This window comes from Oceanispirochaeta sp. M1 (genome assembly GCF_003346715.1).
Taxonomy (GTDB): Bacteria; Spirochaetota; Spirochaetia; order DSM-2461; family DSM-2461; genus Oceanispirochaeta.
On the sequence record NZ_QQPQ01000015.1, the window covers coordinates 32,859 to 47,338 of the forward strand.

At 41.9% G+C, this 14,480-nt stretch carries 9 protein-coding genes; 5 read left to right on the forward strand and 4 right to left on the reverse strand.

Annotated elements, in window-relative coordinates:
- Nucleotides 1-23: 23 nt before the first annotated feature.
- Entirely contained in the window at nucleotides 24-1,136 is a 1,113-nt protein-coding gene (locus tag DV872_RS12320) for an IS110 family transposase (RefSeq protein ID WP_158546950.1), read from the reverse strand.
- A gap of 464 nt (nucleotides 1,137-1,600) precedes the next feature.
- On the opposite strand from DV872_RS12320, the gene DV872_RS12325 reads away from it, so the two are divergent.
- From DV872_RS12325 to DV872_RS12345, 5 genes are read left to right on the forward strand one after another with little or no spacing between them, the layout of a single operon-like run.
- Nucleotides 1,601-2,890: a TolC family protein gene (locus DV872_RS12325; protein ID WP_114630241.1), complete on the forward strand. Its 1,290-nt coding sequence runs from the start codon at nucleotides 1,601-1,603 to the stop codon at nucleotides 2,888-2,890.
- A 38-nt stretch (nucleotides 2,891-2,928) separates the two neighbouring features.
- The gene (locus DV872_RS12330) at nucleotides 2,929-4,008 is read left to right on the forward strand and encodes an efflux RND transporter periplasmic adaptor subunit (RefSeq protein ID WP_114630242.1); all 1,080 of its coding nucleotides are present in this window, start codon (nucleotides 2,929-2,931) and stop codon (nucleotides 4,006-4,008) included.
- A gap of 9 nt (nucleotides 4,009-4,017) precedes the next feature.
- Complete coding sequence (locus DV872_RS12335; protein ID WP_114630243.1) at nucleotides 4,018-7,113, forward strand: efflux RND transporter permease subunit; 3,096 nt, start codon at nucleotides 4,018-4,020, stop codon at nucleotides 7,111-7,113.
- Between the two features lie 58 nt (nucleotides 7,114-7,171).
- On the forward strand, nucleotides 7,172-7,909 hold the full coding sequence (locus DV872_RS12340) for an RNA methyltransferase (protein ID WP_158546951.1): 738 nt from the start codon (nucleotides 7,172-7,174) through the stop codon (nucleotides 7,907-7,909).
- Nucleotides 7,906-8,805, forward strand: coding sequence for a DMT family transporter (locus tag DV872_RS12345; RefSeq protein ID WP_114630245.1), 900 nt, complete (start codon nucleotides 7,906-7,908; stop codon nucleotides 8,803-8,805). Before DV872_RS12340 ends, DV872_RS12345 begins: the two co-directional genes overlap by 4 nt.
- On the opposite strand, the gene DV872_RS12350 is transcribed toward DV872_RS12345, so the two are convergent.
- The 3 genes from DV872_RS12350 to DV872_RS12360 are packed head-to-tail and all read right to left on the reverse strand — an operon-like array spanning nucleotide 8,802 to nucleotide 14,231.
- Complete coding sequence (locus DV872_RS12350; RefSeq protein WP_114630246.1) at nucleotides 8,802-10,463, reverse strand: DUF342 domain-containing protein; 1,662 nt, start codon at nucleotides 10,461-10,463, stop codon at nucleotides 8,802-8,804. The two genes, DV872_RS12345 and DV872_RS12350, sit on opposite strands and share 4 nt — an antisense overlap.
- 58 nt (nucleotides 10,464-10,521) lie before the next feature.
- Nucleotides 10,522-12,105, reverse strand: a complete 1,584-nt coding sequence (locus tag DV872_RS12355; RefSeq protein ID WP_114630247.1) for a GLUG motif-containing protein — start codon at nucleotides 12,103-12,105, stop codon at nucleotides 10,522-10,524.
- Nucleotides 12,102-14,231 carry a lipopolysaccharide assembly protein LapB gene (locus tag DV872_RS12360; RefSeq protein ID WP_114630248.1) on the reverse strand — a complete coding sequence of 710 codons (2,130 nt, stop codon included), beginning with the start codon at nucleotides 14,229-14,231 and terminating at the stop codon, nucleotides 12,102-12,104. Before DV872_RS12360 ends, DV872_RS12355 begins: the two co-directional genes overlap by 4 nt.
- Nucleotides 14,232-14,480: the final 249 nt, after the last annotated feature.

Genomic DNA, 14,480 nt, shown 5'->3' on the forward strand with positions numbered 1-14,480 from the left:
TATAAGCTTACAATTGAACTGGTTTAACCAGCTTTCACGACATTCCATGCAGCCGCTTGCATTTCCATATATCGTTTATCCGGAACCATCCTTAATGGATCAAATGGTTCTCTTGTTTTTAATATCATATAAACAATGGTACTCATCTTCCGGGCTGTAGCGATGATACTCTGGCCACTACCTTTCACTTTCTTCATGACACGGTACTTACTCATGATCCTATAATTACCGGTTGTTTTACTACTCCGAACCATTCCAAGTACACTTTGCACCATTGCTGTCCTAAGCTCTACAGGACCTCTCTTCGTAATATGCCCATGATGGATCGTCTCATTCGAGTTCTGAACCCAAGGAGCCAATCCAATATACGATGCAAACTTTTTAGGGCTATCATAACGATTGATATCATCCATATAAGCTCGAATCGTTGATGCGGTGATAATTCCAACTCCAGGAATTGTCATCAATAACTCCACATCCTTATCTTCTAAGACCAGTTCTTCAATAACTATCTCAAGTTTCTTGACCTGAGCGTAAAGCTGATCTATCGTATCAAATAGTGGTACAACCGCTTTGGCAGCGTTTCCGAAACATTCATGGTCCTCGAGACCGTTAAGGATTCGCTGCCTTTCTTTTTTACTTTGCAGCTGCCCTCGTTTGCTCTCGATCCCATATCCTAGTAAAAGACCATGAACCTGATTCTTCACACTTACTGTTGTTTTTACCAGCAAAGATCGAGTCTTTAAAACTCTTCTTAGATCTTCACTCTCCTGTGAGCATAAAACAGACTCAGGAAGCATCTCTTTCTCAAGAAATTCTGCCAGTGTTTTGGCATCATGCTTGTCTGTCTTCTTTACAGATTCATTAACAACTTTAAATTTCAATGTATTTACAACTACCACGTCAATTCCGGCCACCAATAACTTGTTTCGGAAGTATCTGGCATTTCCTGTGCTCTCTACTGCTGCCTGTAATACATAACCAGATTCTGAATACTCTTTTGCCTTCTTTAGAAAATCATCGTATCCAGATTTATTAGTAGAAAAGATCCCTGATTCAACCATTTGCCTTTTCTCTCCAAGAAAGCAGACAGTAAACTGTGTCTTGTGTAGATCCACTCCAATACTCATCTTCATATTTTGACTCCTGTCATTTAAAACAGCGCCTATACGGTGAATTGATTCCATTCTCCTATCCGGTCTCGAAGACCATTGAATGTTTCGGTCACGGCTCTTCAATCTCCTGAACGGTCTCTTGGACCAGTAAAAATGCCGAACAGTAACCTGCTGTTCCAAATGGGTATTTGGTACAGTATATCAATCCACAAGCTTATGATGACTTTTTATCATTCCTCCTGATTCACTGTTTTATTCTGTCATTGAACAGAAAAAAAGAAAACATGTATTGAATAAAATTGCAGATCCGGAGAATGTAAGAAATCATTATTTTTTCCACTAATGCATATATTGAATAATAATTTTGATGAAAAAAGAATCAGCAATCAATCAACATATATAATTTATTGGTATATAATGGTGATAAGCACTAAAATAATCATTATTGAATATGGAAATCACATTTTAAAAAGGAACTACGAATTATGTATAAACGAATTTCAGGACTAATAATTTTATTATGCGTCACAGCAGTTTATATCCAGGCCATGGATCTGACTGTTGATGAAGCTGTTGAGATAGCCCTTGAACAGAATCTTGAACTGCAATCAACTTATATAGGTCAGAGAACTCTTGAAAGAGAGAAGAACTCAAACTGGAATGAATTTCTCCCTGATGCCAGCGTTTCTGCCGGTCTGGGAAAAACAAATACACAGGATGCCGGATATCCGGAATATTGGAACCTGTCCCTGGGCTTTAACACTTCTCTTGACTTATCAGCAGACACTTACTTTCAGATCAAAGATACGATCATGGATTATCAGAAAGGACTGATCACTCAGGATATTGCAGTTCAAAAACTAAAAAGAGATGTACGCAAGGCTTTTTACTACATCATACTGATCAGAGAAACCATCGATGTGAATATCGATATGATTGATACTGCCTTTAAAAGATATGAAAGAGCTAAGGTAAACTACGAGCTTGGTAATATTGCTTATGTAGAGGTTCTCTCCTATCAGGTTGCCTGGGAAAATATGAAACCCCAACTGATCAACCTGGAGAATTCCTATGAAACATCCTTATGGGAATTTAAAAGATTGCTGGGAATTGATCTTGAAGAAAATATTGTCATTGTTGGTGAGATAGAAAGTGATATTCAGATTTTTGACTCGGAAAACATAATTTCAGAATACATGTATGACAGGCTGGAAGTTCAATACTTTTCAAAACTAGTTGAACAGATCAGGGTAAAAAAAGGAATGGCAGCAGCCCAGACCATGACACCAGTGCTTGGACTGGGGTATTCATGGAATTCTATGATGGATGATCCATTTGGAGATGAGATTGACAATCCTGAGTGGAATGATAACTCAGGCAGCATGAACATGAGCCTGACTCTGCCATTGGATGGATTTATCCCTAATTCCCAAAAAAATCTGTATGTAAAGAAATATAAGGATCAGCTGGAGAGAGCAGAACTGACTCTTGAGAATCAGGTAAGAGGAAATGCTATCGATATACAGTCAGTTGTTCTTCTTCTCAATAAATCAGCCAGTACCATCGATTCATTGGAACTCAATGTCGATTTAGCTCAGGAAAACTATAACCTGGTAGACAGTTCCTACACAGAAGGGATTCTCGATTTCCTGGATGTACAGAATGCTGATGATGAATTAAACAAAGCAAAACTGATGGTTGTAGATGAAAAATACAACTACATATCCGCCCTTATGGATCTTCAATACATAATCAACAACGATGAACTTAAGTAGCAGATAATGAGTGAATCAATAAAAGTTAGGAGAATAGAATGTCCAAAAAGAAACTAAAGAGGGTAATAATTGTACTGGCAGTAACCATAGGCCTGATTATTATTGCTCAAATTATAAAAGCAACTCAGAAAGAACCTGAAATTGTTCTCCCTGTAAGGCCGGTTAAGGTCATGGAGCTTTCTTTAAATGAGGGAGATTTTACAAGAACCTATCCAGGTGTAGTAAAAGCCTCTCAGATTGTTGAACTTACCTTTGAAGTCAATGGCCGAATCAATGAAATGCCCGTAGTAGAGGGTGAAACTGTTGAGGAAGGCGATCTCATAGCACGGCTGGATCCCACAGATTATGTAAACCGGCGGGATGCTGCAAGAGCTCAGTACGATACGGCTCAGAGTAACCTGGATCGTTCCAAGTCTCTTTATGAGAGAGATATGATTTCACAGGTAGAGCTGGAAACCCGTCAGGCCACATTTGATGTGAATATGGCCGACTTTAATATTGCCCAGAAGGCTGTTGATGATACATATATCTATGCCCCTTTTGCAGGTGTGATTTCGGCTCGTTATGTTGATCTTCATGAACAGGTCCAGAGTCAACAGGCAATTATGACCCTTGAAGATCTCACAGATATTGATGTAACCATCAATATTCCAGAAAAAACAGTCAGACATTTCAACAAATATAGAGTAAATGTCTTTGCCATTTTTGATCAGGATAAGGAAAAGCAATATGTTCTGAAAGTTAAGGAATTCAGTTCTGCTCCGGACCCCCAGACAAAAACTTACAAGGCAACATTAACAATGGAACGTCCTGAGGGATTCAACGTATTCCCGGGAATGGCAGTAAAGGTACTCTTGGATGGCGAGCTGAAAGCTGAAATCCCCGAAGATGTTTTTATTATTCCTGCCAGCGCCTTCTTTTCAAATCCTGCAGGAGAAACACTTGTCTGGGTCATAAATGAAAGTGGCATGACAGTAAGCTCCAGAAAAGTCGAAACAAGCACCATGATTGACGGTTACATTGAAGTTAAAACCGGATTGGAAAGTGGAGAGATTATCGCCATTGCCGGTGTGAGTCAGCTTATGGAAGATCAGAAAATCCGGTACTACAACCAATAGGGGCCATTAATGAATATTGCTGAAATAGCTATAGAAAAAAAAGTTATTACCTATATTGTCATGGTCCTGCTTCTGGTAGGTGGTTTTATAGGTTTTCAAAATATGGGAAAGCTGGAAGATCCGGACTTTACCATCAGAGAAGTACGTGTTATTACCATGTACCCCGGTGCGACTCCTTCAGAAGTAGAAGAAGAAGTCTCAGATATCATCGAACAGGCGGCCCAGCAGCTTCCTGATGTGGAAGAAGTCAGTTCAGAATCTTCCAATGGAATGTCCATTGTTACGGTTAAGTTCTTTATGGGAATAAATTCTGAAGAATACAGACAGCTTTATGATGAACTGAGAAGAAAGGTGAATGACGCTCAGACCAGTCTACCCCCGGGTACCGGACCATCACTGGTGAATGATGACTTTGGAGATGTATTTGGTATTTTTTATGCCATAACAGGAGACGGATTCACACAGAAAGAACTCTATGATTATACCGAAGATTTGGAAAAAGCGCTTCTACTTGTCCCGGGAGTCAGTAAAGTAGAACTCTGGGGAGTCCCGCAGGAAGTTATCTATGTTGAAATATCAAGAACCATGATCTCCAGCATGGATATCTCAGAAGATTACCTTTACAGCCTCCTTCAGGATCAGAATATGGTCGTATCCACCGGTAGTGTGGCAGTAGGTGACTCAAGGATGATCTTCCGGGGAGAAAGTGGTGCCCAATCTGTTCAGGAACTGGGTGATACGGTTATAAGCAGCAGCTCTGATTCACAGATTACTCTTAAAGACATTGCAACAATCCGCAGGGATTATAGAGACCCTCCTCAAAACATCCTGCGCTATAATGGAAAACAGGGAATTGGCCTGGGTATATCTGTTATGAAGGGTGGAAATGTTATTGTCATTGGTGATGCTATCACCGAAGCTCTGAATAATGTGATTAAAGATACACCTTTAGGGATGGAAGTTGAAACCATCATGATGCAGGGAAATGCGGTCCGGAAATCCATCACCGGATTTGTTATGAACCTGGTTCAGTCGGTTGTCATAGTTATCGGTCTCCTTATGATATTTATGGGGCTGCAAAGCGGAATGCTTATCGGTGGAATGCTGATTCTTATTATTGCAGGAACCCTATTAATAATGTATCTGCAGGGCATTACTCTACAGAGGATTTCTCTGGGAGCCCTTATAATCGCCATGGGAATGCTTGTGGATAACTCCATTGTTATTACCGAAGGCATGCTGGTTCGCTTTCAAAAAGGTGAGAAAAAACTTGTAGCAGCCAACAAGGTTGTCAATCAGCAGATATGGCCCCTCTTCGGGGCGACTCTTGTTGCCATATTTGCCTTTGCTTCTGTTGGTATGTCCCCCGATGGAACAGGTGAGTATACCAGATCTCTTTTTCTTGTCATCATAATATCCCTGACTCTCAGCTGGGTGCTTGCCATAACGGTCAATCCTATGCTTGCTGTTCAGTTTCTGAAGCCTAAAGTAAAAGAGGAAGATCCTGAACTGATCCAGAAAGATGGAAAGCTTATGCAGCTGTACAAGGGTCTGATCAAGTATTCTATAGCCAACAAATTCTTTATTGTTCTTATACTGGCTTGTCTACTGGCTCTTTCAATGGCCGCTTTTCAATTTGTCAGTGTGAGTTTCTTCCCTAAATCTGAACAGCCTCAGTTTATGATCGACTACTGGCTCCCTGAGGGAACAGATATTAGGCGAACCGAACAGGATATGATGGAAATTGAAGAGTATCTCATGTCCCTGGAAGAAGTCAAAAATGTTTCCACCTATGTAGGACAGGCTCCGCTGCGTTTTCAATTGACCTTCTCTCCTGAAAAGCCGAACAGCCGCTATGGTATGTTCCTTGTGGAAGTTTATGATTCCAAAAAAATTGATGCTCTGTTTCCCCAATTACAGGAGCATCTGGACTCTACAATGGTTGACGGGATGAGTCAGCTTCTGCGCTTTAATCTGGGCCCCGGCAGTAAGGGAGCCATAAGCACAAGAGTTCTTGGTCCTGATTCCAAGGTTGTACGGGAAATAGCTCAACAGATCAAGGAGATCTATTTTGAAGCCGGAGCTATTGCCATAACCGATGACTGGGGTGACCCTGCGGCAGTAGTACGTATGGATATAGATTCCCTACAAGTCAAGAGAACCGGATTATCCAGAGTAGATGTCAATGAGGCATTGCAGCAATCCTATCTGGGAAAACAGATTGGTCTGTACCGGGAAAACAATAAACTCCTCCCCATACTGGCCCGTCCTCCACAGGAAGAACGAATGGGTGTTCAACAGGCCAATGAAATACAGATCTGGAGTGCACAGACCGGAAGGTATATCCCTCTGGCTCAGCTGACTAAATCACCGGAACTGGCCTGGGAAGATTCAAGGATTCAAAGAAAAGACCGTCTGAGAGCCATGGCAGTCAAATGCGATCCCAGGGAAGGCATACTTGCCAACTCAATCTTTGAAAAGACAAGGCCTCTTATTGAAGCCATCGAGATGCCCCCGGGTTATTATATTGAATTTTCAGGAGAATATGAGGATTCAAAGAATGCGAATGAGGGGATCAGCAAGACTTTCCCACTGGCCTTTCTGGCAATGACTCTCACCATCTTATTCTTGTGGAATAAGATAAAACAGCCGATCATAATCCTTCTTTCTATACCCCTTTCTCTTATAGGGGTTATTTTCGGGCTGGTACTGACAAATACCTCCCTGGGATTTATGGCAATACTCGGTTCCCTTGCTCTCTTCGGGATGGCCATAAAAAATGCCATCGTCATGGTGGATGAGATTGACCAACTGATAAAGGAGGGTGTAGCCCCTTATCAGGCCCTCCTGGATGCTTCACAGAGTAGACTGAGACCCGTAATGATGGCGACTCTTTCTACAGTCATGGGTATGGCCCCGCTGATCACAGATATCTTCTTTAGAAGCATGGCTGTTGCGATTATGTTCGGTCTCTCTTTCTCTGCCTTTCTGACTTTGATTGTCTCCCCCACCCTCTATGCCATCTTCTTCAAGATAGATCCGCCGGAGGATGATGATGATGCCCCTGAGGCTTTGACTGCAGAGGCTGTTCCGGAAACAGTATAAAACAGATTTTTTAAAACCGGCCTTCACGGGCCGGTTTTTTTATATGATAATGTTCCCCATGTCAAAGACTCTATTAGATAGGATTATAATTGTTCTCTGCCGACCGGAAGGAAGCCTGAACATAGGTGCCGTTTGTCGGGCAATGGAGAATATGGGGATTTCCCATTTAAGCCTTGTGGGTGATTTAAAAGCTGTTGATCATGAGAAAGTCAGGATGATGGCCATCCATTCTTATTGGATTTATGAGAATGCCGGACACTTCGAAACTCTGCCTGAAGCTCTTAGCAACGCCGTTATCGCATCCGGTATAACAAGGCGCCTGGGTAAAAATCGAAAACATATCTCACGTCTGCCTGAAGAGCTTGCCTCTTTTGCATCAGATACTGCAGAGGGAGATATTGCACTGGTCTTCGGTAATGAAAAAAGCGGGCTTAATGATGAAGAACTGGCTTTCTGTACCGAAGCCTGTCATATCCCAAGTCATCCAGATAATCCCTCTTTAAACCTTTCCCATGCAGTACAGATTCTGACTTACTCATTTTACAGAGAGACCATGCAAAACAATACAGGCCGATACTCTCCTGTTCCCATTGCAACTATAGAAACCCTGGCAGATACAGTAGAGTCGACCTTAAAGGATTCAGGATATTACGATAAACCCGACCGTTTCAAAACCAGGCAGTTTTTCAGAGATATCTTTGCCCGTGCCTCTCTGAGTAAAAAAGAAGCCGACCATATGGAAAAAGTTTTTCAAAAACTCCGTTCCCTTGCCAAATCAAACAGAGAGAAACAATGAACAGAGATAAAAAAGCCGTTATCTATGCCCTTGCCGCCATTCTGCTCTGGTCCACAGTGGCTACGGCCTTCAAGAAATCACTTGAGATGATATCAGCCTTTGACCTTCTTCTCCTCTCCTGTATATGGTCTGTTATCGTCCTTGGAGCCGTCAATTTTTCTAAAGAACTGAACCTGAACTGTCTAAAAATCACAAAGGAGGAAGGTTTTGTCTATTTACTGGGAGCCCTGCTCAACCCTGTAGCCTATTACCTTGTACTTTTCTACAGTTATGACCTACTGCCTGCACAGATCGCCCAGCCTTTGAATTACACATGGCCTCTGATGCTGGTTTTACTCTCAATCCCGATATTAAAGAGAAAGCCGGCACTCACAGATGCCATAGCTCTGCTGATCTGTTTTGCAGGAATAATGCTGATAAGCCGGGGTGGAACTTCCGAAACCCTCGGCCCTTTAAGCAAAAAGGGGATATTCCTGGCCCTTTTCAGCTCTATACTATGGGCCCTTTACTGGCTCATGGGAAACAGACAGCCCGGACAGCAGGATAAAAGGCTGTTCTGGAATTTCTTTTTAGCACTTCCGGTACTCCTGCTGCTCAAGCCCTTCCTCTCACCGGGATTTCCTCATCTGAGTGCTGCCATACTCTTATCAACAGCATGGGTAGGATTCTTTGAAATGGGAATTACATTTATCTTCTGGGGACTGGCCTTACAGGCAGCGAGCCATCCTGCCAGGATCAGTCATCTGGTCTATCTCTCTCCATTCCTCTCACTCTTCTGGATCTCACTTATCCTGAAGGAGAAAATACAGATGAGTACAATAACGGGACTGGCAGTGATTGTCGCAGGAATACTGCTTAGAGAATTTATATCAAAACGGAAAATGAATCAGCCTTAGTCTTTCACACCGGGAAGAGCTTTTTTGATATCTTCGGGAACCTGAGACGGATTATATCCTGTTTCCTTAATTCTCCCCTCACGGGCCTGAAGAATTGTCTTTTTAGCTCCCCTCTGATCCACGGTAAACTCCAGCAGTCCAAAACTGATTTTTGATCCTGCATAAATAATATCTTCCACGAGAATAAAGCTTTCCCTGGAGGGGATCAGTTCCTTACGTAATTGCTGTACTTTTTTCATGGTGTAAGCGATCCTGACTCCCGCGTCCCTCACCTGTGCTGCGGCCTGATCTTTCTGTCTGAAACTCAAATCCGAGGCCCCTGGAATGGAACACTGTTTTGTATAATAGGCCAGCTGCTTATCCATCTCATCCTGGATTTGCCGTTGTTTCTCAAGTTCTTTCAATGTATCAAAAAAGATATCAAGTTCTTCCGGAGCTACACCTGTTACAACATTAGTTTTAGCTTCATATAGACTGCCGATCTTTCGGCACTTGATCCAGTCCTTTACAACAGTCAGACCGCCTACTATTTCACAACGGCCGCCTTCCAGAAGAAGATCCCCACCTATTTTAACTGTTGAGTTTAAAAGTGCACCCGAAATAAATGCAGATCCTTTAACCTGGACAAATGAGCTTTCAATAAAACGGGCATACAAGTCACCCTGAACACCAAGATGACCCTCTTTGTCTCCATTTATTCCGGACTGCAGAATCAGATTCCGCCCTGCTTCAACGGTCACCCGCCCTACACTCTTGGTAATCTGAATATCTCCTGAGGCCTTTACAGAGAACCCATCAGCCACATGGCCTTTAACAATGATAGAACCTTCAAAACTAAGGTTTCCTGTCTCATAATCTACATTATTTACAGTTACAACGGGTTCAACTATAACTGCACCCTTATCCAGACGCACATTACCTGCTACCAGTGCAACTATCTGCTTTCCCTTGATCTGTGTATTCTCACCGGCATTCAGGCTTTCACCTTCATCAGCAGGTTTGGCTGTAACCGTTTCACCATACACATCACTACCGTTACCGGGTATGACAGGATTTTCCAGCTCTGCCAGAACAGCGCCGGCTTCCTTAAACTGAATAAAATTGAGTTCTTTCAGATCTATCCGTCCGAAAGGGAGTTCCCTGAAAGGTTTTCCAACTTCCAGATTGAAAGTATAAGCGATTTTACCTCCCCGGCCGTCAACGGCGGGAGTCCCCTCTGCGATGGTGATCCATTCATTATAACAAACTGTATTGATACAGCGGCTTACAGCATCCGGCAGAATTCCACTTGAAATTTTGTTATCCCGGAGAACATGCTGAAACTCTTCTTCAGTAACAGCGCCGCCCCCGATCTTAGGAGGTTCGATGAAGACCTCAGCCTTCATCCTGTCCTCTCTAACCCTCACCTGGATAAAAGGTGACAGATGAACCCCTGAAGGCCACTCAATGAGTTTCTGGACAGAACCATCAGCCTTTTCGATAATATCCTCAATCTGCATCATCCGAACCATGGGGATTTCCAGGATTTTCATTCGGCTCATAATTTCTTCGGCAAAGACCCTGTTTTCGGGACTGGAGGGAGGATAAACTCTTAAAACGGCAAAACCATTTCTATAATAGAGACTGAATCTCTTGTCGGAATCATTGTGTGAGGACATGGTGTTATCTTAATAGACTACCCCCGAGGCCGCAAGTCCCGGGAGAATTTTATGACTATTATGGAGCCATTCCTATGAGGTAGGGATAACCGTTGTTGATTGTCGAATCGATGCTCCAGATTTCTGAGAAATCCCAGTTGGTAAAAGTGCTTTGAGTTTTCATAGCAGCTGTGCTGGTTGGAGCACCTGTTGTTTCTGTCTGTCCTGTTGTTTCGGTATCATAATAGCAATAATTGACCATACCTGTATCAATAGCGACAATACCGCCATTGCTGGCACCAGGCACAGAGCCAGTTGCAAAACAGCGATCAATTCCGTTTGAATTAGATCCTACCAACCCTCCCATTTCATTGGTACCAGTAAGATTGCCTGTTGCAAAACAGTTTGAAACAGGTCCTGAACTAAGACCGATTAGTCCTCCAACTCTATCACTATCAGCACTGACACTTCCTGATGCATAACATTTACTGACAGTACTACCTAAGTTTTCCCCTATAAGCCCCCCTGCATTTGTATTTGTTGCGTATACAGCTCCTGTAGAATAACTCATTAAAATACTGGAACTATTTTGGCTAATTCCCACAAGCCCGCCAACCATCGAAACTCCACTGGTTGATCCTGTCGAAGAGCAAATATAAATCGAAGAAGAATCAGTCAATAATCCAACTAATCCACCAGTACCTGTTTGAGTGGAAGTAACATTTACAGAAGTATTACTAGATCGAATATAACCGTATGCTGCATTAGAAGTGCATTTTCCAACTAAGCCACCAGTATAATCACCACCATTAACAATCCCCTGAGCAGAACAATTGTTAATATATATCCCGGTACCGTTCCCAACTAGGGCACCGGTATAGCTGTTCCCACTTACCTGAACATTTTCCTGAATAATATTTCTGATTACAGAAGTTATCCCTGAAGAAGATTCCACATTTCCAAATAATCCCTGGTAGTTTGATGATCTATTTATGTAGAGGTTACTGATAATATGATTATTTCCATTGAATGTCCCTGTAAATGGATTTGTCTCAGATCCAATTGGAATCCAACCCCCACTTGATGAATAAGAGCTGAGATCAATATTTTTTGTAAGAATATAGTAGCACTCCATTGTCACTGTTGGATTATCCATTAGAGCTGCTAATTCAGCTGCAGTGGAAAGACAATATATAATAGTGGAACTGGTTGGTAGACCCATTGTGATACTATGTCCGGTAGCCTTTCCACCACTAACAGAAACTGCCTTGGCTGTAACAGTATAAACAGTTCCATTGTTTAAGCCAGAAAGAGTATGAAGGGTTGTTCCTTTATTTATGTTAACAGCTGATGTTCCTTCTGGAGACCAGGAAATTTCAACATGATCATAATCACTATCATCGGGCTCAATCCAGGATAGAGCTATATTTCCGGCACCGGCACTAGTAATTTCCAATTCAACATCGTAGCCATAAGCCGGAAGAGGATCATCGCTTGTAGGATCTTCAGTTGTAGGATCATCAATTGTAGGGTCTTCCTGAGTATCATTATCCGAAGTAATCTTATCTGAAATTCCATCTATATAATCTGATTCTAAAGTACAAGTACTGAAACCAAACATCAGGAGTATCAGTATCTGTGTGAGAACATTTAACTTTCTCATTCCTCTTCCTCCCACAATACAAGATCTTTGAGTCCAAGAGCATCTGCAGCCCTCTGCCCTTCTGCACCCCGTAGGTCCAGGTATGCAAAACGCTCTGCTAAATCTGTATCTATTTTACTGAGCTTCTGATAATAGAGTTTTACTGTTCCATAGTTTTCCAGTTCATGATTACATCGAGCAGAGCCAAGAAGAGCTTTTTTGTTCTGACTGTCCCTGGCAAGAACCTGATCGTACCATTTCAAAGCACTCATATAGTCATTTTGGACAAAGTAGATATTTCCGGTATTCAGAAGAGATGGGATATAGTTTCTACTCTCATTTATTTCTGCAAAAGTACTTAATGCTTTGTCATACAAGCCGTAGCGGGCATATAAAACAGCCATTTTATTCTGATAAATATATTTCTTGTTTGAACTGGCCATTCTTTCACGGATTTTTGCCTCCTGAGGATATATTTCCTGATCCACAAATCGGCTTATTGTTTTTACAAACTCAGTGGTTACATCATTCCGGCTGGGCATCTCGATTCCGCCGACAGCTTCCTCTCTGAAACCAACAGCCTGATAATATGACCAGGACTCATGTGTTGGATAAAACATGGCCTGAGATTTTGAATCGTTCTCCCTCCATTCCTTGGCGCCATTTTGCCAGGCTCCCTCAAAGCTTTCCTGAAACATCGTAATTTCAATAGGAACCCAGACTTTATCCTCAAGGAATATGAATTCATCGATCCGGCTGTATTTTGACCTTACATCATCAGGACTGGCCTTTAGGGAAAAGGCCATATAAATATGTCCTGGTATTGTGATAATTCCAGTTTCAACTCCCACAGCCTCAAGGAGAGAGGAATATAGAGCTGTCAGGTCATCACAGTCACCCGTTGTATATCCCAGGGTCTGCCTTGGAAACTGGATAAAATCCACAGTACTCGTCTGCTCTGATAAAGCGGCGAAGGGTGTAGCCGGATCAACTTCATAGCGGACTCCATAGGATTTAACTGCTTCAAAAAGAACCATACCCTTCTGTAGATTCTCATCAATAGAAGGATTTTCAAACTCCTGCATCCAATTAGTTACTTTCTTGGAAAAACTGAGGATTTCAGGATCTTTTGCTGTGATAAAAGAGGCGATTTTTCTATCATCATCCCAGGTGAGGGCATTGCGGTTATTTAATTCAAGCACTGGATTGTAATTCTTACTTTTTTCTTTATCTGCCATGGTATAGGAAACGCTGACTCTGGCAGAAGCCTTTGTTCCTTCAGTAATATTCATCATGTCTTCAGTAAAAAGACCATAAAGCTCTATTGTTTTCTCTTCACCAGGTCCCAGGGTGAATAATTCTATGGATTCCATAGGATTGTCCATATATCTTTCCATATAGAACTGAACGATAATATCCTCTGCTTTTTTGGATTCAAAATTAATGACTCTGACTGTTCCAATAGGGTTATCATCATAGTATTTATATAAAACAGGGAATAAAGTAATAAGCTCCATATCTCTGAGCTCCACTCCTTTACCCTTTCCTTCTTTCATTGGATCGATTTTTTTATTGTCATCTGCGGAATAATCTCTAACAGCACGTTTTCCTGTTTCACTGACGAAATCAAATCTGGCATTGATGGAAATACCTAAACCATTGTAAAGATCTGAATAGTAGTCATAAGACAGTCCCAAGCCCATTGAAAATGGCCCGGCAATATTGAAAGCTCCTCCTCCGGCACCACCGAATCTGAGTCCTCCTCCATTATTACCACCTGTATCCCATCCCAATGCATTAAAAAAATAGTATCCGGCTCCGGCTCGTGCAAATATTGAAAACTTATCACCCAGTGACATCTGGAATACTGCACCTCCCAGCCCAGAGGCAACCCATATGGAATCTTGACTCTCAAGGGGGATAATTAAATAATCTCCATTGATTCCAATACCAAAGTTTCTCCATGCAGCCGGTTTATAGGAGATCTCAAGATCAATTCCATATCCCAATTTGAATATGTCGGAACTTGAACCCATGGGGAGTGTACCGTAAGGTACCGCATCAATGGTTAGCAGATTTTCTTCTGATTGAAGTAAAGTTAGTGTGAGAATAAATAGAAAAATTATACAGATGAGGATTCGTTTCATAAAACACCTCTCGTATATTCTTTGGGGCAGAAGAATAAAAAATTATGCATTTATTATACAATGGATGTATTCACGAAGCAATGTTTATCCGAATTAACACCTTGATAATTATCATGAGAGAACAGCATTAACATGGGAGCAAAACAATTGATTAAAGCTGAAATTAGATACTCAAATCTTTGAGAATGTAGTTTCCAGTTCCCTGCAAAACTAAATAAAAAAGATCCCGGAATTTGATTCCGGGATCTT